Origin of the sequence: Mesorhizobium sp. M5C.F.Cr.IN.023.01.1.1 (assembly GCF_003997585.1) — a bacterium.
GTDB lineage: Bacteria > Pseudomonadota > Alphaproteobacteria > Rhizobiales > Rhizobiaceae > Mesorhizobium > Mesorhizobium wenxiniae.
Window position 1 is genome coordinate 24,026 of the sequence record NZ_RZSU01000056.1, and the last position, 18,777, is coordinate 42,802.

The following is an 18,777-nucleotide window of genomic DNA, read 5'->3' on the forward strand; positions in this document are numbered from 1 at the left end:
GGACACGCGGCGCTGTAGGAGGACAGTTATGACAGACTACAAAACGGCCATCGTCACCGGCGCCGGCACGGGCATCGGCAAAGCCGTCGCTACGGCGCTGCTCAGGTCCGGCTGGAACACGGTGTTCTGCGGACGCCGCAAGCCGGTGCTGGACGAGGCGATCGCCGACGCCGGATCGACACAAGCCAAGGCGCTGGCGGTCGCCTGCGACATCAGCAAGGCCGACCGGGTCGACGAGATGTTCGAAACCGTGGCGGCGGCTTTCGGTCGTGTCGACCTGCTCTTCAACAATGCTGGCACAAGCTACAAGTCGACATTGATCGACGAGATCCCCGTCGAGGTGTGGAACGAAGTCGTCGGGGTCAATCTCACCGGCTCGTTCCTGTGCGCCCGCGCCGCCTTCGGCGCCATGCGAAGGCAGCAGCCGATGGGCGGCCGCATCATCAACAACGGCTCGGTGTCGGCTTACGCACCGCGGCCGGGCTCAGTGCCCTATACCGCGACCAAGCACGCCATTACCGGGCTGACCAGGACGCTGGCGCTGGACGGCCGGCCTTACGACATCGCCTGCGGCCAGATCGACATCGGCAACGCCTTGACCGACATGGCGCAGGCGATGACGGTCGGGGTGCCGCAAGCCAATGGCTCCATCGCCGCCGAAGCGGTGATGGATGTACAGCAGGTCGCCAATGCCGTCGTCCATATGGCCAGCCTGCCGCTCGACGCTAATGTGCTGTTCATGACCGTGATGGCGACGAAGATGCCGTATGTCGGGCGAGGGTAGTCGCTCGAAGACTCGACGAGCGGTCTAAGACTGCGTGGCCGAAAGCGGCACGCCGGGAAGATACAGCGAAATGGGGCGGATTTCGTAGACGGCGGTTGGATTGACGCGGCGTAGGTCGCGTGCAATCGCGATCGCGGCATCACGCGTGGCGCAGTCGACGACGTAGAGCCCCAACAATTGCTCCTTGGTCTCGGCGAAAGGCCCGTCAATGACCATGCCGGCACCCGGCCCGCGCAAGGTACACGCGTCTTGTGTCGCCCCGAGCCGCGCCGCCGGGCCAAGGGAGCCTTCGCGGTATAGCCGTTCGTTGATCTGGAGCAGGTCGGTCATCAGCGCCGCATCCTCCTCCGGCGTCAGCGCCGTGATCGCTTCCTCAACGTGATAGGCGAGGATGGCATAAAACATCTGACGTCACCTTTCTTCGGTCGTGAATTCTTTCGCCGGACGCGCAATGAGCGCTGTAGCACTTTGATTGCGCATGATCCCCAGCGAAAATCGATTCCGATTTTCGCGGTCATACGTTTTGTCCTCACTTGCCCAGAAACGCCTCGATCCGCTCCAGCGCGCGCAGGATGTTCTCTTCGGAATTGGCGTAGGACAGCCTGATATAGCCTTCGCCGAGAATGCCGAAATCAGGTCCGCCAATAAGCGCCACGCCGGCATCCTCAAGCAAGGCAGACGCCAGCTTCTTGGCCTTCCAGCCAGTTTTTGAGACATTGGGGAAGGCATAGAACGCGCCCTTCGGTGTGATGCAGGAAACGCCTGATAAGACGTTCAGCCCTTCGACCACGACCTTCCTGCGGCGGTCGAAGGCGCGCATCATCTTGTCGACGTCGTCCTGCGGACCGTCGATGGCGGCGATGCCGGCATATTGGCTCGGGGCATTGACGCAGGACCAGCAATTGACTGCCAGCTTGCGCACCTTGTCGTAGAGGTGGGCGCCCTTGTCGCCGTTTGGCCAGATCGACCAGCCCAAGCGCCAGCCGGTCATTGCCCAGGTCTTCGACCAGCCGTTGAGCACGATCAGCCGGTCGCGGATTTCAGGGAAATTCAGCAGGGAGCAATGCGTCTCGCCGTCATAGGTCATTACGTCGTAGATCTCGTCTGAGAGGACGGCGACGTCCGGGTGCGCTTCCAGCCCTTTGACCAGCTTCTCGATCTCCGCGCGGGGGGTAACCCCGCCGGTCGGGTTGGCCGGCGAGTTTAGGATCAGCAGCCTGGTCTTCGGCGTGATCAGCGCCAGCGTCTCCTGCGCCGAGAACGCAAAGCCGTTCTCCTCGCGCATCGGCACCGGCACCGGAGCAGCACCGGTGAACTCGATCATCGAGCGATAGATGGGAAAGCCGGGATCGGGATAGAGAATCTCGGCGCCCGGTTCACCGAACATCAGTATCGCGGCGAACATGGTCGGCTTGCCGCCGGGCAGGATCATCACCGCCTCGGGCGAAACTTCGACCCCGGTGGTGGTCAGCGTGCGCCGCACCACCGCTTCGCGTGTCGCCAGCAGGCCGTTGGCCGGCGTATAGCCGTGGTGGCCGTCGCGCAGCGCCTTGATCGCCGCCTCGACGATGTGCTGCGGCGTCTTGAAGTCGGGCTGACCGATGCCAAGATTGACGATATCGCGGCCCTGATGGGCGAGCGCGGTGGCACGAGCCAACACCGCGAAGGCGTTTTCCTCGCCGAGACGATCGAAGGCCGAAATCGTGTGGAGCATTTTTCCCGTCCCTGTGGTTCTTTCACCGAGCGAGCGTTTTTGTGAGCGTCCGCTCACAAAAGTCAAACGGATTGGAGCTTTGGGTGTCGGAAAATCTCAAGAATTGGCAACCGCGCCCGCGGCCCCAACGCAAAGTCCTGGAGGGGCGCACTGTCAGGCTGGAACCGCTCAACGCCGAACAGCACGGCGACGGCCTGTTCGATGCCTCGTCGGTGCCCGATATCGATGGCCGCTTCGCCTGGCTGTTCGACTACCCGCCGGAGAGCCGCGTCGCCTTCCAGCCGTGGCTGGACAAGGCGGAAGCCAGCGAGGATCCGCTGTTCTTTGCCGTCATCGACAAGGCCAGCGGCAAGGTCGCCGGGCGCCAGACTCTGATGCGCATCGACACGGCCTACGGCGTCATCGAGATCGGCAACATCTATTGGGGTCCGCTGATCTCGCGAAAACCGGCGGCCACGGAAGCGCAGTTCCTGTTCATGAAATTCATCTTCGACGAGCTTGGCTATCGCCGCTACGAATGGAAATGCAACAACCGCAACGAGCCGTCGAAGCGCGCGGCGGAACGTTTCGGCTTCAAGTTCGAGGGCATTTTCCGTCAGCATCTTGTGGTCAAGGGGGAAAACCGCGATACCGCGTGGTATTCGATCATCGACAAGGAGTGGCCGGCTTTGCGCAGAGCCTATGAGGCATGGCTCGATCCGGCCAATTTCGATGGCGACGGCCGCCAGAAGCGACGGCTCGAGGATTTCCGCGCCGAGTTCGGCGCCTGACCATGATCCCGAAAAGTGGAAGCCGGTTTTCGGGCAAGATCATGGCCAAACAGGAAGGACCATGATCCCGAAAAGTGGGAGCCGGTTTTTGCTGCGCTGACCTTCGGTTCGGGCAGGATTATGGTCAAACAGGAAGATAAAGCCTCCACCCCGATTCTGCCGGGATGGATCAGGCTCTAACAGGAGTTCGCAGATGGCGCACACCCATGACCATGGTTCGCAAGGGCATGACCACAGCCACGGCGCCGGTCATGTGCACGGCTCGACCGACAAGAAACGGGTGATGATCGCAGCCTGCCTGACCGCCGGCTTCATGGTCGTGGAAGCGCTTGGCGGTCTCTTCACCGGATCGCTGGCGCTGCTGGCGGATGCCGGCCACATGCTCGCCGACTGTATCGCGCTCGGCCTTGCCTGGTATGCTTTTCATCTGGCCGGCCGGCCGGCCACCGTTCGCCTCACCTATGGTTTCGGCCGGGTCAAAACGCTGGTCGCCTATACCAACGGTATTGCCATCTTCGCCATTGCGCTGTGGATCATCTATGAGGCTTGGGAACGCCTGCTGGCGCCTGCGCCCGTGCTCGGCGGGCCGATGCTGGTCGTCGCGATCGCCGGTCTGCTGGTCAATATCGGCTCCTTCTTCGTGCTGCATGGCGGCGACCGCGACAGCCTGAACATGCGCGGCGCCATCCTGCACGTGCTCGGCGACCTGCTTGGCTCGGCGGCGGCGATCATAGCTGCGCTGATCATCCTGGCAACGGGCTGGACGCCTATCGATCCGATCCTGTCCATCCTTGTTTCGCTGCTGATCCTGTCCACGGCCTGGTCGCTGATGCGCGAAGCAGCCCATGTCCTGCTCGAGGGCGTGCCGGCGAGCCTCGATCGCGACCTGATCGCGAAGGACATAGAGGGGACAGTCAAGGGCGTGCGCGAGGTGCATCACATGCATGTCTGGTCGCTTGACGGGTCAAGCAACATGGCGACCTTGCATGCTTGCCTCAACGATGGCGTCGATGCCCACAAAGCGGTCAGCGCCATCAAGAAGCGGCTTGCCGCCGAGCATGGCATCGCCCACGCCACCGTAGAACCGGAATTCGGCCATTGCGCCGACAGCCATGATGGGCACGATGGCGAGCACGACCATGCGCACGATGCGGCTCCGCATCATGGCCACTATCACTGACACCGGGAGCTCCATGGCATTGGTAACGAACTTGATGAATTCCCGCCGCGTCAGGGCCGCGTGATGGATCGCGACACGCGCAACGCGGCGATAGGCGCCCTCTGGGTGCTGCTGCTGTTCGGCATCGCCGCTTACTATTTGCCAACCGTGATGCTGGCGGTCGGCCGCGTCTCGACCATTCTTGCCGCTGTTATTGCCGCTGTCTTCATGGTGGCCATTTTCGTCGTGTTTTGGCTGCGTGGCCGCAGCCAGCGCAAAAAGGATCATTGATATGCGTGTTTTGATTACCGGCGCGGCAGGCATGGTCGGCCGTAAGCTCATCGCCCGGCTGGCGAAGGACGGAACGCTCAGCGGCCGGAAGATCGCAGCGCTCGACCTTCACGATATCGTGCCGCCGCAGGCGCCGGCACTGGAAGGCGTCGGCGTCACCATCCACACAGGCGATCTCGCCGCGGCGAGCGCGATGGAACGGCTGGTCGCGCAGCGCCCCGACGTGATCTTCCATCTCGCCGGCGTCGTGTCGGGCGAGGCGGAAGCCAATTTCGATCTCGGCTATCGCGTCAATCTCGACGGCACAAGGGCGCTGTTCGATGCCATAAGGCTGGCGGGGTTTGCGCCACGCGTCGTCTTCACCTCATCGATCGCCGTGTTCGGCGCACCGTTCCCCGACATCATCCCCGACGAATTCCACCCGACGCCATTGACCTCCTACGGCACGCAGAAGCTGATGGGCGAAGCATTGCTCGCCGATTATACGCGGCGCGGCTTCTTCGACGGCATCGGCATCAGGCTGCCGACCATCTGCGTCAGGCCCGGCAAGCCCAACAAGGCCGCGTCAGGCTTCTTCTCCGGCATCATCCGCGAGCCGTTGAGCGGCCAGGAAGCGATATTGCCGGTGCCGCGCTCTGTCGTGCACACCCACGCCAGCCCGCGCTCCGCGGTGAATTTTTTGATCCACGCAGCAGGGATCGACGGCAGCGCCGTCGGGCCACGCCGCAATCTGACGATGCCCGGTGTCGCCGTCACGGTCGGCGAGCAGATCGAGGCCTTGGAACGCATTGCCGGCGCCGAGGCGGTGAAACTGATCCGCGAGGAGCCCGACGATACGATCTGGGCGATCGTCAAGGGCTGGCCGACACGGTTCGAAGCGCGGCGGTCGAGGGAGCTTGGCTTTGCCGCCGAAACCAGCTTCGACGATATCATCCGCGTCCATATCGAGGACGAGCTGGACGGCAAAATTGCCGGTTAGCTAACGCGCGTTCGGTCGGACGGGTGAAGGCGTTATCCGCCAGCGGTCAGGCTGGCCGAAAGCAGCAGCAGCCCGAACAGGAAGACGAAGGCTGCGCCGCCGATCTCGACGATCGAATGTATGCGGTTTCCCATGCGGCCGTCACCGGCGAAATAGACCGCCCAGTTCTTGGCGGTCACCGCAAGCGTCGCCAGGATCGAAACCGTGATCGCGGTGCCGAGTGCCATCGCCAGCACCGACAGGATGCCGCCGAACCACAGCCCGTTGAGCATGGCAAAGCTCAGCACGATCAGCGCGCCCGAGCAGGGCCGGATACCGACCGCAGCCACCGCCGACCAGGCGGTGCGCCAGTCGAAGCGGTCGCCGGAAAGCAGCGCCGGGTCGGGCGCGTGTGAATGTCCGCACGTCTCGCAGACTTCGCCCGCCGCATGGTGATGGTGATCGTGCCCGCCATGGTCATGGTGATGGTCGCGTGCGCCGTGATCATGGTCGTGACCGTCATGGCCATGTGCGTGAAGCGCATGCACTGAATGCGTATGTGAGTGGCCTGCATGTGAGTGGCCGGCATGGGCCGCCGACAGGCTGTAGGGAGGGTTGGCGCCGAACAGGCGGAGGATAGCGGGGCCGGCCTTGCGCCACAAAAGCCAGGCGCCGAACAGGGTGACGAAGACAAAGCTCGTGACTTCGAGGAACCATGCCGCATCGGTCATCGATATGGTGGTGCCGCGCAGGACGAAGTAGGCGAGCATCATCACCAGGATCGCCGTCAGCGCCTGCAGCAGGGCCGAGACAAAGGACAGCACGATGCCGCGCTTGAGCGCGACTTCGTTCGCGACCATGTAGGACGAGATCACCGCCTTGCCGTGCCCGGGGCCGGCAGCATGGAAAATGCCATAGGCGAAGGACAGGCCGATAAGCAGCCACAGTTTGTTGCCGTCCTCGCGCATCGCCTTCATTGCGCCGGCAAGCGCGCGGTAGAATTCCTGCTGGCGCAGGTTGATCCACATCAGGATGTGGGCGAATGGGCCGGTGGTGGGAGCCATCCCGTCATTGGTGCCTATGCCGAGCGAGCTCTGAGCGTGGGCGGCGCCGAGGAAGTGCGTCGTCACAAGTGCGACGGCCAAAAGGCCGAAGGCCAAACGCAGGGACGGTTTCGTCACCGGATTATCCTTCTGGCTGACAGTTCAGTTCAAGCTTGGTCGCAAAGATCTTGCTCATATCGGTGCCTGTCGGATCGTTGAAGAAGGCGTCCGTCAGGGTCTTCTGGTTCTCGGCGAGCGCCTCGTCGGGGTTCGGACGAACGACTTTGCTCGTGCATGTCGACGGCATGCCATCGACCTGCAGATTGGCATCCTCGGTGAAATCGATTGCCGTGTAGAAGGTTGGGTCGTAGACGCCGATATCGATCTTGCCGGCCAACTTCATCGGCGCCTTCGGTTCGGATTCGAACAGGATGATGAGCTGATCATTCTCGAAATTGGCCATCAGCTGCGGCGGCGGGTTCATCGCCTCGTCCTTGCCGTCGACGGTGACGAGCTGGAAGTAATTGAACTCCGCCAGCGAAGCATGGACGGTGTCGGCGACTTCCTTCAGCTCCTTGTCGTCGAGCTTCAGGTCGGAATTCTTGTCGAATTCCATCATAACCGTACTCGAAAACAAATCGTCGAAGCGCCAGAGATGGCGCAAAGCCTTCACAGTCTGGTGATCCGGACTGAAGACCACTTCGAGGCGAGCCTCGGCAAAGACGTGGGGATGCACCTCGGCTGGCCCGACCGAGGCAAATGTCGCCGCCATGGCCGAAGCCATCATGATTGCTTGCCGTTTCAGGTGCATTCTCGGTCGCGATTCCATCAGCTTGGGTTAAATATCGAGAGTTACCAGAAAGGGGGCGAAAATGGGACCGCAAGGCGGCTGAAAGCTCATGCGTTGTCAATCGTCTTGAACCACTGCACCAGGAAATCGACAAAGACGCGAACCTTCGCAGGCAAATAGCGCCGGTGCGGATAGACGGCGAAGATGCCGCCACCCGGTAGGATGCGGTCATCCAACGCGGCCACCAGCCGGCCACTTTCGATGTCGGGCGCTGCGATGAAATCCGGCAGGATGGAAAATCCCAATCCCGCCACGGCGGCGGCCCTTGCCGCCATCGGACTGTTGACCTCGATCGGACCGGAGACCGAAACGGTTACCGTATCGCCGCTGTCGCCCTTGAACGGCCAGTTGGTCAGCCAGCGGCCATTGGTGTCTATGATGCAGGGCACGCGGCCAAGGTCCTGCGGGCGCACCGGCATGCCATGCTTGGCGATCAGTTCGGGAGATGCGCAGAGCCGCACCGAAAACGGCGCCAGGCGCCTCGCGATCAGCGAGGAGTTTTCCAGCCGCGAAATGCGCACGGCGAGATCGAAACCTTCCTCGACCAGATCGACGAAGCGGTCGTCGAGATGAATGTCGAGCACGATGTCGGGATGCTGCTTGGCGAAGTCGATCAGCGACTGGCCGATCGGTGCGTCAGCAAAAGTGCGCGGCGCCGACAGCTTGATCCTGCCGCGAACGTCGCCGGAGGATTCACGCACCGCATCGGCCAGGCTGTCGACCTCGCGGACGATTTCCGAGGCGCGGCGGTAATAGGTGTGGCCGGCCTCGGTCAGCGAGAACTGCCTGGTGGTGCGGTTGAGCAGCAGCGCGCCGAGCTCGTCCTCCAGCTCGCGCACATATTTCGACAGCAGCGCCTTGGAGCGGCCGATCTTGCGCCCCGCTGCCGAAAAACCTTCGGCCTCGACCACGTCGATAAAGGCGCGCATGCGGGTCAGCGTGTCCATGTCATGCGCTCCCTTGGTGGGCTGAAAGGATACGCGCGGCAAGCGTCATCAGCTGCCGGTCGCTGTTCTGAGGTCCGAGCAGCGACAGGCCGAATGGCGCACCGTCGGCCTTGCCCAGCGGCAGGGTGATCTGCGGAAAGCCGGACAGGCCGGAAAGGCACAGCAGCCTTAGCGCGCGCTCGCGATAGGTCTGCAAATCGTCAAATGAGGCGGCCTTGAGGGGGGCGGCACCTGGAGCGGTCGGCAGCACAAGAACACCGTCCTCGCCAAGCAGGTCGGCAAGTTCAAGACGAAACGAAACGCGACGTTCCGTTTCGCATTGTGCGGTTGCGAGGTCAATGGTCGCGCCATGCTCGAAACGCTCCTTGACACCGGGGCCGAGCATCCGGTGACCCTGCGAGATCCAGGCACCATGATTTTGCCAAGCCTCGTACCCCTGCAGCTTGCGGAAGCACCAATAGAGATCATCGGTGGAATGCGACAGCGGGGCAACGGTGCGCGGCGCGCCCAGCACCGAAGCGACAGTGCGGACCATGGCGCGATATTCGTCGGCCTGCTGCGGGCCGAGCACGAGGCCGTCCAGCGCGTCGAGGGCGAGGGCGCGTGCCAAGTCGTGGCGTTGCCGATCGTCGCCGAGCAGCACCGTGCCGACCTTTTCGTAGGTGGCCATGTCCCTGGCGAACCAGCCGAACGTGTCCAGTGAAGGGGCCAGCGGCATGGCGCCTTTAAGCGAAATGCGGCCATGCGTGGTCCTCAGGCCAATCAAGCCGCAAAAGCTTGCCGGCGCGCGGATCGAGCCGCCGGTGTCGGATCCGATGGCGATATCGGCCAGCCCGCCGGCAACCGCGGCGGCGGAACCGGAGGATGAGCCGCCGATGACGCGGTCCGGCGCTGCCGGATTGACCGGCGACGGAAAATGCGCGTTCAGCCCCATCAGGGAGAAGGCCAGCTCGTCGGTCTGTGTCTTGCCGACAAAGCGCGCGCCCGAATCAAGCAGCGCCTGGACGGCCGGCGCTGTCGCCGAGGCGGGTGAAGCCTCCCGGTGTTTCTGCGGATTGCCGCAGCCGGTGCGGTAGCCGGCGACGTCGTAAATATCCTTGACGGCCAGCCGCAGGCCGGCAAGCGGGCCGGATTGCGCATTGGACACAGGGATATCGCCAAGGTCGAGAAAAGCGTTCAGAGGGCCACGAGTGCCTGTCATTCGTTCGATATCCGGATACAGTCTGTCCAACATTGTGCGACGGCGGAAATTTTACAACCTTGCTGCCGATTTTTATTGATTGTGAAACCCTTCGCTCTTATATCGCGCTTGCCCAAAGTCGCACGTGCCTGTGGGTGTCCGCCGATCCTCGAATGGTGAGGGCAATCGGTAAGGTAACTGGAGCCAACCCCTCCAGTCGGTTTAGCGGCCAACCGCCAGACCGAGGACACCTTGAAGCAACGACGGTGCGGGCCTTTCTGGTGTTCTGCCGGTCGTCCAAAGACCGGGGTTACTGAAGAGGCACACCTTCATTGCCGGCAGTGCGGACGGGTCTCCCATCCAAGCCAAGGCAGACAAAGCGAACCGAGGCCGGGCAAGGCCAAGGTTCACCGCCGCGAGACGGCGTTTCATGGTTCCGGGGTCTCCACCGGCTGGTTCCATGATTTGACGTCCCGCCTTTGTCCACCGCGTGTTCGCGAGGTCGATGACCCGCGTCCCGCAGCCTTTGTGCGCGCCGAAAGGCGCTGATGGAGAGACCCCGATGGCTACCCAGCGCATCCTTGACTTCCTCGCCACCCGACGTCCGAACGGCCCTTGCCTCGTCGTCGATCTCGATGTCGTGCGCGACAATTTTCGCGCCTTCGAGAAGGCGCTTCCCGATTCGAAAATCTACTATGCGGTGAAAGCAAACCCGGCGCCGGAAATCCTGCGCCTCCTTGCTGCGATGGGCTCGTCCTTCGACACCGCTTCCGTTGCCGAAGTCGAGATGGCGATGGACGCCGGTGCGCCGGCGGACCGCATCTCCTTCGGCAACACCATCAAGAAGGAGCGCGACATCCAGCGCGCCTATCAGCTTGGCATCCGGCTGTTCGCGGTGGACTGCGTCGAGGAGGTCGAGAAGATCGCCCGCGTTGCACCCGGCGCCCGTGTGTTCTGCCGCGTGCTGACCGACGGCGAAGGCGCCGAATGGCCGCTGTCGCGCAAGTTCGGCTGCGTGCCGGCGATGGCGGTCGACGTGCTGCGCCATGCCAGGACGCTCGGCCTCGACGCCTATGGCGTGTCGTTCCATGTCGGCTCGCAGCAGACCGACCTGACCGCCTGGGACCGCGCGCTCGGCGACGCCAAAAAGGTATTCGTCACGCTCGCCGAGGAAGGCATCGTCCTGAAGATGGTCAATATGGGCGGCGGTTTTCCGACCCGTTATCTCAGGGATGTGCCGGTGGCGCAGGCCTATGGCCAGGCGATCTTCTCAGCGTTGCGCAAGCATTTCGGCAACGCGATTCCCGAGACGATCATCGAACCGGGCCGCGGCATGGTCGGCAATGCCGGCGTCATCAAGTCGGAAGTCGTGCTGATCTCGAAGAAGGCCGACAACGACAATGTGCGCTGGGTGTTCCTCGACATCGGCAAGTTCGGCGGTCTCGCCGAGACGATGGACGAGGCAATCCGCTACCCGATCATGACCGCGCATGACGGCACCGAGACCGCACCCTGCGTGCTCGCCGGCCCGACCTGCGATTCGGCCGACGTGATGTACGAGAAGACGCCGTATCCGCTGCCCTTGTCGCTGACCATCGGCGACGAGGTGCTGATCGAGGGCACCGGCGCCTACACGACGACCTACGCCTCGGTCGCCTTCAACGGCTTCGAGCCTCTCCGATCCTACGTGATCTGACGGCTTCGGCCCTCAGATCACCCGGTGCGGGCGACGAGATCGCCCGCTTCGGTTCGCCTGTGGAACAATCCGCTCGTGAAGGATCGCGGAAATGGAAATGCCAGTTGAAATCGTGGGCGGCTCGCCAGCCTTTGTCATCGTCGCCGAAACCGCTGCCGACGTTTCGGCGCGCGAGGCTTTGCTCGATCGCGCCATGGGGCCGAAGCGCCGGAAAAAATCGTCGGAAAAGCTGCGGCGCGGCCGCCGGCCTTCGGAAGGCCTGGCCTTTGTCACGCGCGACGCTTCGGGCGGGGTCACTGGCACCGTGCGGCTATGGGATGTGGTGCTGGGCGAGGGCGGTAGGTCAGCCCTTCTGCTTGGCCCACTCGCCGTCGATCCGACAATCAAGAATGCCGGTATCGGCTCGGCGCTGATGCGCCATGCGATCGCTGAAGCCGCGCGCCTCGGCCACGCGGCGATCCTGCTGGTCGGCGATGCGCCCTATTACGAGCGCTTCGGGTTTTCGGCCGAAAAAACCGGCTCGCTGGCCATGCCCGGACCTTATGAGCGGCACCGCCTGCTGGCGCTGGAACTGGTGGAAGGCGCGCTCGCCGAGGCGCGGGGCACGCTGAGGGCGGCTGGGCGCAAGCTGAAGGCACAGCGGCTGCCGCTCGCTGCCTGATGGATCGGAAACAAGCCGCCGCCCATCGGGCGGCGGCTTGTTTCCATCCCGAATTGGTTGGATCAGCCGATCAGCTGGCTCAGTGCCATGGCGACGCTCATATCGCCTTCGACCTTTATCTTGCCGGACATGAACGCCATAGTCGGGTTGAGATCGCCTGATATCAGCGACTCCAGATCGTCGACCGAAAGCTTTATGGTGCAGTCGGCTGGCGCGTCGGTGGTCGAGACATCAGCGCCGTCGATGACGATGACACCGTCGCCGCCGGTGTCGAATTTCACGGAACGATTGAACCCGGCACTCGCCACGCGCGCGCTGATCTTGTCGGCAATTTCCTGAACGCCCATGGCCGTTCTCCTCGTCTCGTTGCGTTTGTCGCAGAATGGCACTTCGATCTGGCCGAAGTCGCCGTCTTGCGCATTTCGCGATCACGGTCGCTGGCGCATATAGCTTTGGGTTGACGTTTACGTCAACGCGGTTCCCCGAGATGAAGACGGTTTTATCGCCGCAGTGAAGCTGCTCCGCGAGATCTGTCGGGCGAAGGTCAGGGCGCGCCCAGCCGCCCGCCTGTGACGTCGTGCCTGCAACTCTGGCGGACGTTCCTCCGGTGGGTTGTTTCCAAAGCCGGCGGCAAACGGTTTACGTCATTCAAACAGACGAGGACAGTAGGCAAGCCTGTCCCTAGCGTGGACTCGGCCTCATGCGCTCAGGGTGGTGTAAACGGACCATGACAGCAGATTCAAGAGCGGTCATCTCACGCGGCGACCGCGTCAGGGGAGGTAGGATGAACCCGTATCCGGCAGGCGAGGATCAAAACCCCATGGTGGCGCTACAAGAGGGGGATGTTCAGTCATGAGAATCAAAAGTCTGATCAAGCGTGCCGAGAAGGTGGACAGAGCATTCAAGGAGCTCGAAGCCGATTTGGCGGATGCGTTCGATGAGTGTCTCAAGCTGGACGACCAATCGCCGTTGAATGACGTCCCGGATGAGAATCTCGCGGCAAAGAATGACAACTCTCAGCCTGAGGACAATACGAACACTCCCGAGATCGCATTACGGCTGACTTCCCACGCCCAAACCCGACTGGCTGCGTTAAATGCAGTTGATGGGCTCTTTGACGATGCGCGGGAGTATCTGGAGGAGATCAACACGAAACTGTCGGAGATCGCGACCTCGCATCATCTGACAGGCGAATTCCTGAAGCTGCTTCACGGGGACATTCTTCGCGCCAACGAACTGGAACTGGCAAATGTCAGCCTGACCACGCAGCAAAGAGTGCTGTCGGAGCAGCTCCATGACGCGACCAAAAAGCAGCGCGAGCGTCAAAGTGCTGTCGAGGCCCTGCAGCAGCGCGAGACAAGCCTGGTCGAGGACAAGGAGGCACTTCGCGCTGCGCTGGCTGCAGCAAGGCTGGAACTCGTTGTGGCAGGCAATGCGAGCGCAGAACGCGAAGCGGAGTTCGGCGATCTCGTCAACACGCTTTCGGCCAGAACGGCCGAGGCCAACAGATGCGCACGCGAGAACGACATACTAAGGGAAAAGCATGTCAGCCTGTCGATCGATCTCGACAAGGCGCTGAAACGGGAAGCCGAGGCGCGGCACAGGCTGGATGAACTCTCGACAATTCATGCCAGTGATGCGACGCGAATTTCGGAACTGCTGGCTGCGCTTGGCAAGAGCGAGAAAGAGGAGATGCGGCTGCAGAAATCGCTTGATATCGCGCAAGCGAAGCTGTCGGAAATGACGGAAGCGGCCCGTATCATGGAAAGTGACAGGGAAGCCGAGCGGGCGCGTAGTTTCACGGAGATCGGCGGCCTGCGTTCTGAAATTCGCAACCTCCAATCACGATTGGAAATTGCCTCGAACGAGAACAGTCAAGCCGCCAGCGAGATCGCCAATCTCAAGGCTCAATGGAGCGACGCTGTGGCCGAAAAGCAAATTGCGGAGGAAAGATTGTCCGCTCTCAGACAGGAGAACGAAAACGACAAGATGCACCTTTCGACGGTGAGTGCGAATTTTTCGCAGCTTTCCCTGCAGCAGGCATCCGAACAGATACAGCTCGATGTCCAGAGGCAGGAATGCGAGGATCTGCGAGCCGAAGTCGCGTTGCTCGATGCTCGGGTCAAGGAACTGTTGCCCTATGAGCGTCTCCACAAGGTCACAAACGCCAGACCGCATGAGAACGGCGTGGTCGAGATCACCGGTGTCGTGGCGGAGAAGGCCCGCGCCACAAGCAGGCGGCGCGTCCGTACGAGCCTGCGCGCTGCATCCTAAGTCGCGGGTGGGCTGCGCCGATTAGTACGTGTGACCCATCAGCTTAGAGCGTCATGTGCTCATCCAACTGGACACACCGGCAGGGCCTAATGCTCGATCGGTCCTTTCGGCATGACGATCGCCGTGCCGGCGGTTGTCGGACGCTCGATCATGCGGCGGACGCGCGGCGGCTCGGCGCCGCTGTGCAGTGCCCGTACGCGCTCGCCGACAACGGCGTCGGCATGGGTGGCCCGCTTGTTGTGGCGGATGTATTCGAGCCATGTCGGCGTGTGATAGTGCTCGATCCATATTGCGGGATTTTCGAGATCGCGCGCCAGCGTCCAGTTGCGGGCGCCGTCACGGCGGCGGATGCGGCCGCGTTCGGCCATGGTGGCCAGGAATTCCGGCACGTCCTCCTCGCGGATGATGTACTCGATCATGATGGCGATGGGGCCGCTGCGCAGTTTTAGGTCGAGCGCAAGATGCGGCTCCTTGAAACGGTTCAGCGGATCGAGGTTGAGAACTGCCTGCTGCGGCAAAGGCAGCAAGAGGCCAATCGCGCCGCCCGCCAGCATCGCGACGGCAGCCGCGATCAGCGCGAATTCGGCGCCATGCGCATCGGCGACGACACCCCAAATCCAGCTGCCGAGCGCGATGCCGCCGAAGGTCGCCGTCTGATAGACCGAGAGCACCCGGCCGACCACCCAGCGCGGCGTCGACATCTGCACCGTGACGTTGAAATGCGACAGCGCGATCACCCAGCAGGCGCCGCCAATGAGCAGCCCGAGCGACGTCTGCCAGGCGTGGTCGCTGACGGCGGCGTTGAAGGCGCAAAGCGCGAAGCCGGCGAATGCCATGCGCACCATCGTCTCGCTGGACAGGATCTGCCTCAGCCGGACGCTGATCAGCGCGCCGCCGACGGCACCGATACCGAACGCACCGAGCATGATGCCGTAGGTCAAGGCATCGCCCTTGACGACATCGCGCGCCACCAGCGGCAGCAGCGCCAGAACCGCGCCGGCGCTGAAGCCGAAAGCCGCACCCCTGGCCAGCACCTTGCCGATATTGGGCGACATGGCGACGTAGCGCAGGCCGGCGCCCATCGCCGCCCCCAACGTCTCGCGCGGCAGTGTCGAGGCTGGCAGGTCCGGCTTCCAGCGGGCAAGCACGATGAGGAGCCCGACATAGCTCAAAGCGTTGGCGGCAAAAGCCGCTGCAGCACCTGCGGCGGCAACGATGATGCCGCCGATCGCCGGGCCGACGCTGCGCGTCAAGTTGAAGCCCAAGGAGTTGAGCGCGACGGCAGCCGGCAGCTTGGCGCGCGGCACCATATCGCCGACAGAAGCCTGCCACGATGGGTTGTAAAGCGCCGTGCCGCTGTTGATCAGGAAGGCGAAGGCGAGCAGCGTCCACGGCGTTATCAAGCCAAGATAGGTGAACACGGTCAGCAGAACCGAGACGACCAGCATGAAGATCTGGGCAATCAGCATGACCTTGCGCCGGTTAAAGCTGTCGGCGATGGCACCGGCAACGAGCGCAAACAGCATGATCGGCAAGGTGGTCGAGGCCTGGACCAGCGCGACCTGATAGGACGAGGTGGCGATCGTGGTCATCATCCAGGCGGCGCCGACGCCCTGGATCAAGCCACCGAAATTCGAAACCAGACTGGCGGACCATACCGCGCGGAAAATGCCGTGCCGGAACGGCGCCAGCGCCGAGACGCGTTCGCTGTCCGGCTCGTCGTCGATCATCGATGCTTCCCCGACTTCAAATGCTGCCTTCTTCCAGAATCGATGCCCTCATATCGTTCCTTCAAGGTAGAGCATGACTTTGCAAAGGGCGAAGGCCTTTTCAAAGGAGATCATGGTCCAACAACAGGATAGCGTACGCTGGAACAAGTCAGCGGCCACCCTTGCAGGCGGCGTGAAGCGCTTCGGTGAGGGCGGAGTTTGGGCCAGCCGATGCGACCGCTGCCTACTAAATTTTTACGAATGTCGTTATCTCAAAACCGCCGCGCACCCTCGGATCAAAACGCCCGAGGGCAGGCTATGGGCGACATGCATTACCGATCTTCGAATCCGGTGAGCACGCCGACCGCGTTGATGCCGATTTCCTCGACGGCATAGCCGCCTTCCATGACGAACAGCGTCGGCAGGCCGAGCTTGGCGATGCGACGGCCAATCTTGGGATAGTCGGCGCTTTTCAGCTTGAACTTGCTGATCGGGTCCTTCTCGAACGTGTCGACGCCAAGCGAGACGACAACGACATCGGGAGCGTAAGCCGCAAGTTTCGCGCAGGCGTCCTCCAGCGAAGCATTCCAGGCGTCCCATGCGGTGCCGAACGGCATGGGGTAGTTGACATTGAAGCCTTCGCCGGGCCCTGAGCCGCGCTCGTCGGCATGGCCAAGGAAGAATGGATATTCGGTCATCGGGTCGCCATGCAGGTTCAGCACCTGCACGTCGCCGCGGCCGTAGAAGATCTCCTGCGTGCCGTTGCCGTGATGGTAGTCGACATCGAGGATCGAGACGCGCTTGGCGCCCTGGTCGCGGAACCATTGCGCGGCAACCGCAGCGTTGTTGATGTAGCAATAGCCGCCCATGAAGGCAGCACCGGCATGATGGCCGGGCGGGCGGCAGAGCGCGAAGGCTGATATCTCGCCGTCCTTGACCAGGGCGCCCGCAGTCAGCGCCACGTCATAGGACGACTTGATCGCCTCCCAGGTGCCTTTGACGAAGGTGGCGCCGCCGTCGAAGGAGTAAAAGCCAAGCAGCCCATCGATGGTGCTGGGTGGTACATCGCCGCGCAAGCCGCGCGTCGGCCAGGTGAAGGGGATGGCCGAACCTGTCCGGCCCGACGCTTCCCAGAGCGGCCATACGGTCGGCAGGAAATCGATGTAGTCGCTGGTATGCACTCTCCTGGCGGCGGCGAGGTCGTGGGTCTCGGGTGGCAGGATCGGGCCGAGCTTTTCGCTCTCCACCCTCGCCTTGATGAACTCGGCGCGCGAGGGCTTTTCGAAGGCCGGCACGATGGCGCCTGAAATGAGTTCGAAATTGCCGGCGTGGCCGGCGTGGAGAGGGGAGAAAACAGTCTTCATTTTGGCGGCCGGTTCGCTCTTCGAGTTGCGTATCTGTCGTTGACGGACTGCTTTGTCGCAGAGAGTTTCAGCGCCGCCAAGAGGCATTCCGGACCGCTGTTGCGAGTGCCAGCGGACGGCTTGCCAGGCGCCAATACTCTGCTAGCCTAAGCTCAAACGGGAGAAATTTATGCCGCAATCGGCCGATCTGATCGTCGAGAACGCCAGCATATTGACGATGGATCCCGATACTCCCCGCGCCGAAGCCATAGCTATCAGGGACGGCGAAATCATTGCGATCGCAGATCGCGCGACCGTACTGGAGCACAAGGGATCCGGCACGCGCGTTATCGACGCCGAGCGCGGCTCGGTCGTCCCCGGCTTCATCGAATCGCATATGCATCTTTTCGCCGGCGCGGCCGAGCTCGATCACCTCCAGCTGATGGGCATCCACGGTTTCGATGCGCTTTGCGATGCTGTTCGCCATTATGCAGCAAAGCGGCCGGATCTATCCGTCCTGCAAGCGCAAGGCGCCGACTATACCATCCTGTCGGCGACTGAGCGGGTCAGCCGCCATCACCTCGACCGCATCCTGCCGGACCGGCCCTTCGTTATGGCGGCGCCCGACCACCACACAATGTGGGCGAACACCAAGGCGCTGGAATTGGCCGGCCTGCTTAGAGGCAAGCGGCTTGGTCCCGGCAATGAGATCGTCATGGGCGACGACGGGCTGGCCAGTGGCGAATTGCGTGAGGGCGAGGCCTTCGGGCCGCTGATCGCGCTGGCCGGCGAGGATCGCGTGCGGCTCGGCCTGGCCACCGGCGGCGAGCCGGACCCGAAGCCGACGCCGGCGGAGCAGGCCTCCGACCGGGCGATCATGCGCCGCGGTTTGGAATGGTGTGCCAGGCACGGCATCACGTCGATCCAGAACATGGACGGCAATTTGCACCAGCTCGAAATCCTGTCCGAGATCGAGGCCGAAGGCGGCTTGCTGTGCCGCGTGCAGGTGCCGTTCCACTATAAGAATTTCATGACGCTCGACATGCTCGACAAAGCCTCAGTGATGGCTGAGCGCTACCATGGCGAATGGCTGTCGTCGGGCATGGTCAAGGTGTTCTACGACGGCGTGCTCGATTCATGGACGGCGGTGATGGTCGAGCCCTATGCGGATCGTCCGGATTGGGTGGGCGAGCCGCTTTTCACGCCGCAGCAATTCATCGACGTTGCCGTGGCCGTCGACAGGCGCGGGCTGCAGATGGCGGTGCACTCGATTGGCGACGGCGCAGTGCGCGCCGTGCTCGACGGCTACGAGGCAGCGCAAAAGGCGAATGGCAGGCGCGACAGCCGGCATCGGGTCGAGCATATCGAGGTGATCACCGCCGCCGATGTGCCGCGTTT

General features: G+C 62.7%; 18 protein-coding genes. 9 read left to right on the forward strand and 9 right to left on the reverse strand.

The genetic code is table 11. The features are described from left to right. The first annotated feature begins 28 nt into the window (after positions 1–28). Positions 29–784 (forward strand): SDR family oxidoreductase, encoded by a 756-nt coding sequence (locus tag EOA78_RS21375; RefSeq protein ID WP_127316851.1) that lies wholly within the window; start codon positions 29–31, stop codon positions 782–784. A gap of 24 nt (positions 785–808) precedes the next feature. On the opposite strand, the gene EOA78_RS21380 is transcribed toward EOA78_RS21375, so the two are convergent. Together EOA78_RS21380 and EOA78_RS21385 are read right to left on the reverse strand one after the other, a co-directional pair. After that, the gene (locus EOA78_RS21380) at positions 809–1,189 is read right to left on the reverse strand and encodes a YciI family protein (protein ID WP_127316852.1); all 381 of its coding nucleotides are present in this window, start codon (positions 1,187–1,189) and stop codon (positions 809–811) included. 124 nt (positions 1,190–1,313) lie between these two features. Beyond that, positions 1,314–2,498, reverse strand: coding sequence for a pyridoxal phosphate-dependent aminotransferase (locus EOA78_RS21385; protein WP_127316853.1), 1,185 nt, complete (start codon positions 2,496–2,498; stop codon positions 1,314–1,316). An 83-nt stretch (positions 2,499–2,581) separates the two neighbouring features. On the opposite strand from EOA78_RS21385, the gene EOA78_RS21390 reads away from it, so the two are divergent. From EOA78_RS21390 to denD, 4 genes are all read left to right on the forward strand, one after another. Then, positions 2,582–3,268 (forward strand): GNAT family protein, encoded by a 687-nt coding sequence (locus tag EOA78_RS21390; protein WP_127316854.1) that lies wholly within the window; start codon positions 2,582–2,584, stop codon positions 3,266–3,268. Between the two features lie 193 nt (positions 3,269–3,461). Further along, a complete protein-coding gene (locus EOA78_RS21395) occupies positions 3,462–4,448 on the forward strand; it encodes a cation diffusion facilitator family transporter (RefSeq protein ID WP_127316855.1) in 987 nt (328 codons plus the stop codon). Between the two features lie 63 nt (positions 4,449–4,511). Beyond that, on the forward strand, positions 4,512–4,718 hold the full coding sequence (locus tag EOA78_RS21400) for a hypothetical protein (protein WP_029349698.1): 207 nt from the start codon (positions 4,512–4,514) through the stop codon (positions 4,716–4,718). Between the two features lies 1 nt (position 4,719). Further along, positions 4,720–5,697 carry a D-erythronate dehydrogenase gene (gene denD / locus EOA78_RS21405; protein ID WP_127316856.1) on the forward strand — a complete coding sequence of 326 codons (978 nt, stop codon included), beginning with the start codon at positions 4,720–4,722 and terminating at the stop codon, positions 5,695–5,697. Positions 5,698–5,729: 32 nt separating this feature from the next. On the opposite strand, the gene EOA78_RS21410 is transcribed toward denD, so the two are convergent. From EOA78_RS21410 to EOA78_RS21425, 4 genes are all read right to left on the reverse strand, one after another. Then, positions 5,730–6,857, reverse strand: coding sequence for a nickel/cobalt transporter (locus EOA78_RS21410; RefSeq protein WP_127316857.1), 1,128 nt, complete (start codon positions 6,855–6,857; stop codon positions 5,730–5,732). Between the two features lie 4 nt (positions 6,858–6,861). Beyond that, a complete protein-coding gene (locus tag EOA78_RS21415) occupies positions 6,862–7,530 on the reverse strand; it encodes a DUF1007 family protein (RefSeq protein WP_127316858.1) in 669 nt (222 codons plus the stop codon). A gap of 86 nt (positions 7,531–7,616) precedes the next feature. After that, entirely contained in the window at positions 7,617–8,516 is a 900-nt protein-coding gene (locus EOA78_RS21420) for a LysR family transcriptional regulator (protein ID WP_127316859.1), read from the reverse strand. 1 nt (position 8,517) lies between these two features. After that, the gene (locus EOA78_RS21425) at positions 8,518–9,717 is read right to left on the reverse strand and encodes an amidase (protein WP_127316860.1); all 1,200 of its coding nucleotides are present in this window, start codon (positions 9,715–9,717) and stop codon (positions 8,518–8,520) included. 541 nt (positions 9,718–10,258) lie between these two features. Between EOA78_RS21425 and odc2 the strand changes: the two genes are divergently transcribed. Both odc2 and EOA78_RS21435 read left to right on the forward strand, forming a co-directional pair. Then, on the forward strand, positions 10,259–11,392 hold the full coding sequence (gene odc2, locus EOA78_RS21430; protein ID WP_127316861.1) for an ornithine/lysine decarboxylase: 1,134 nt from the start codon (positions 10,259–10,261) through the stop codon (positions 11,390–11,392). Between the two features lie 91 nt (positions 11,393–11,483). Beyond that, positions 11,484–12,053, forward strand: coding sequence for an N-acetyltransferase (locus tag EOA78_RS21435; RefSeq protein WP_127316862.1), 570 nt, complete (start codon positions 11,484–11,486; stop codon positions 12,051–12,053). A 62-nt stretch (positions 12,054–12,115) separates the two neighbouring features. Here EOA78_RS21435 and EOA78_RS21440 read toward each other — a convergent pair whose 3' ends face one another. Then, positions 12,116–12,400: an SCP2 sterol-binding domain-containing protein gene (locus EOA78_RS21440; RefSeq protein ID WP_127316863.1), complete on the reverse strand. Its 285-nt coding sequence runs from the start codon at positions 12,398–12,400 to the stop codon at positions 12,116–12,118. A gap of 505 nt (positions 12,401–12,905) precedes the next feature. Here EOA78_RS21440 and EOA78_RS21445 point away from each other — a divergent pair. Next, the gene (locus EOA78_RS21445) at positions 12,906–14,327 is read left to right on the forward strand and encodes a hypothetical protein (RefSeq protein WP_127316864.1); all 1,422 of its coding nucleotides are present in this window, start codon (positions 12,906–12,908) and stop codon (positions 14,325–14,327) included. A gap of 86 nt (positions 14,328–14,413) precedes the next feature. Here the strand turns inward: EOA78_RS21445 and EOA78_RS21450 are convergent, their stop codons facing one another. Continuing rightward, a complete protein-coding gene (locus EOA78_RS21450; RefSeq protein WP_127316865.1) occupies positions 14,414–16,057 on the reverse strand; it encodes an MFS transporter in 1,644 nt (547 codons plus the stop codon). Positions 16,058–16,368: 311 nt separating this feature from the next. Continuing rightward, on the reverse strand, positions 16,369–17,400 hold the full coding sequence (locus tag EOA78_RS21455) for a histone deacetylase family protein (protein ID WP_127316866.1): 1,032 nt from the start codon (positions 17,398–17,400) through the stop codon (positions 16,369–16,371). A gap of 169 nt (positions 17,401–17,569) precedes the next feature. Here EOA78_RS21455 and EOA78_RS21460 point away from each other — a divergent pair. Continuing rightward, on the forward strand, positions 17,570–18,777 hold a 1,208-nt coding region (locus EOA78_RS21460; protein WP_164783864.1), incomplete at its 3' end, for an amidohydrolase.

Bases quoted from the DNA above. Each gene is read 5' to 3' on its own strand.
- denD (WP_127316856.1), top strand. From the start codon at position 4,720: ATGCGTGTTTTGATTACCGGCGCGGCAGGCATGGTCGGCCGTAAGCTC.
- odc2 (WP_127316861.1), top strand. From the start codon at position 10,259: ATGGCTACCCAGCGCATCCTTGACTTCCTCGCCACCCGACGTCCGAAC.
- EOA78_RS21445 (WP_127316864.1), top strand. From the start codon at position 12,906: ATGAGAATCAAAAGTCTGATCAAGCGTGCCGAGAAGGTGGACAGAGCA.
- EOA78_RS21375 (WP_127316851.1), top strand. From the start codon at position 29: ATGACAGACTACAAAACGGCCATCGTCACCGGCGCCGGCACGGGCATC.
- EOA78_RS21440 (WP_127316863.1), bottom strand. From the start codon at position 12,400: ATGGGCGTTCAGGAAATTGCCGACAAGATCAGCGCGCGCGTGGCGAGT.
- EOA78_RS21450 (WP_127316865.1), bottom strand. From the start codon at position 16,057: ATGATCGACGACGAGCCGGACAGCGAACGCGTCTCGGCGCTGGCGCCG.
- EOA78_RS21435 (WP_127316862.1), top strand. From the start codon at position 11,484: ATGGAAATGCCAGTTGAAATCGTGGGCGGCTCGCCAGCCTTTGTCATC.
- EOA78_RS21380 (WP_127316852.1), bottom strand. From the start codon at position 1,189: ATGTTTTATGCCATCCTCGCCTATCACGTTGAGGAAGCGATCACGGCG.
- EOA78_RS21385 (WP_127316853.1), bottom strand. From the start codon at position 2,498: ATGCTCCACACGATTTCGGCCTTCGATCGTCTCGGCGAGGAAAACGCC.
- EOA78_RS21395 (WP_127316855.1), top strand. From the start codon at position 3,462: ATGGCGCACACCCATGACCATGGTTCGCAAGGGCATGACCACAGCCAC.
- EOA78_RS21425 (WP_127316860.1), bottom strand. From the start codon at position 9,717: ATGACAGGCACTCGTGGCCCTCTGAACGCTTTTCTCGACCTTGGCGAT.
- EOA78_RS21420 (WP_127316859.1), bottom strand. From the start codon at position 8,516: ATGGACACGCTGACCCGCATGCGCGCCTTTATCGACGTGGTCGAGGCC.
- EOA78_RS21455 (WP_127316866.1), bottom strand. From the start codon at position 17,400: ATGAAGACTGTTTTCTCCCCTCTCCACGCCGGCCACGCCGGCAATTTC.
- EOA78_RS21415 (WP_127316858.1), bottom strand. From the start codon at position 7,530: ATGCACCTGAAACGGCAAGCAATCATGATGGCTTCGGCCATGGCGGCG.
- EOA78_RS21400 (WP_029349698.1), top strand. From the start codon at position 4,512: ATGGATCGCGACACGCGCAACGCGGCGATAGGCGCCCTCTGGGTGCTG.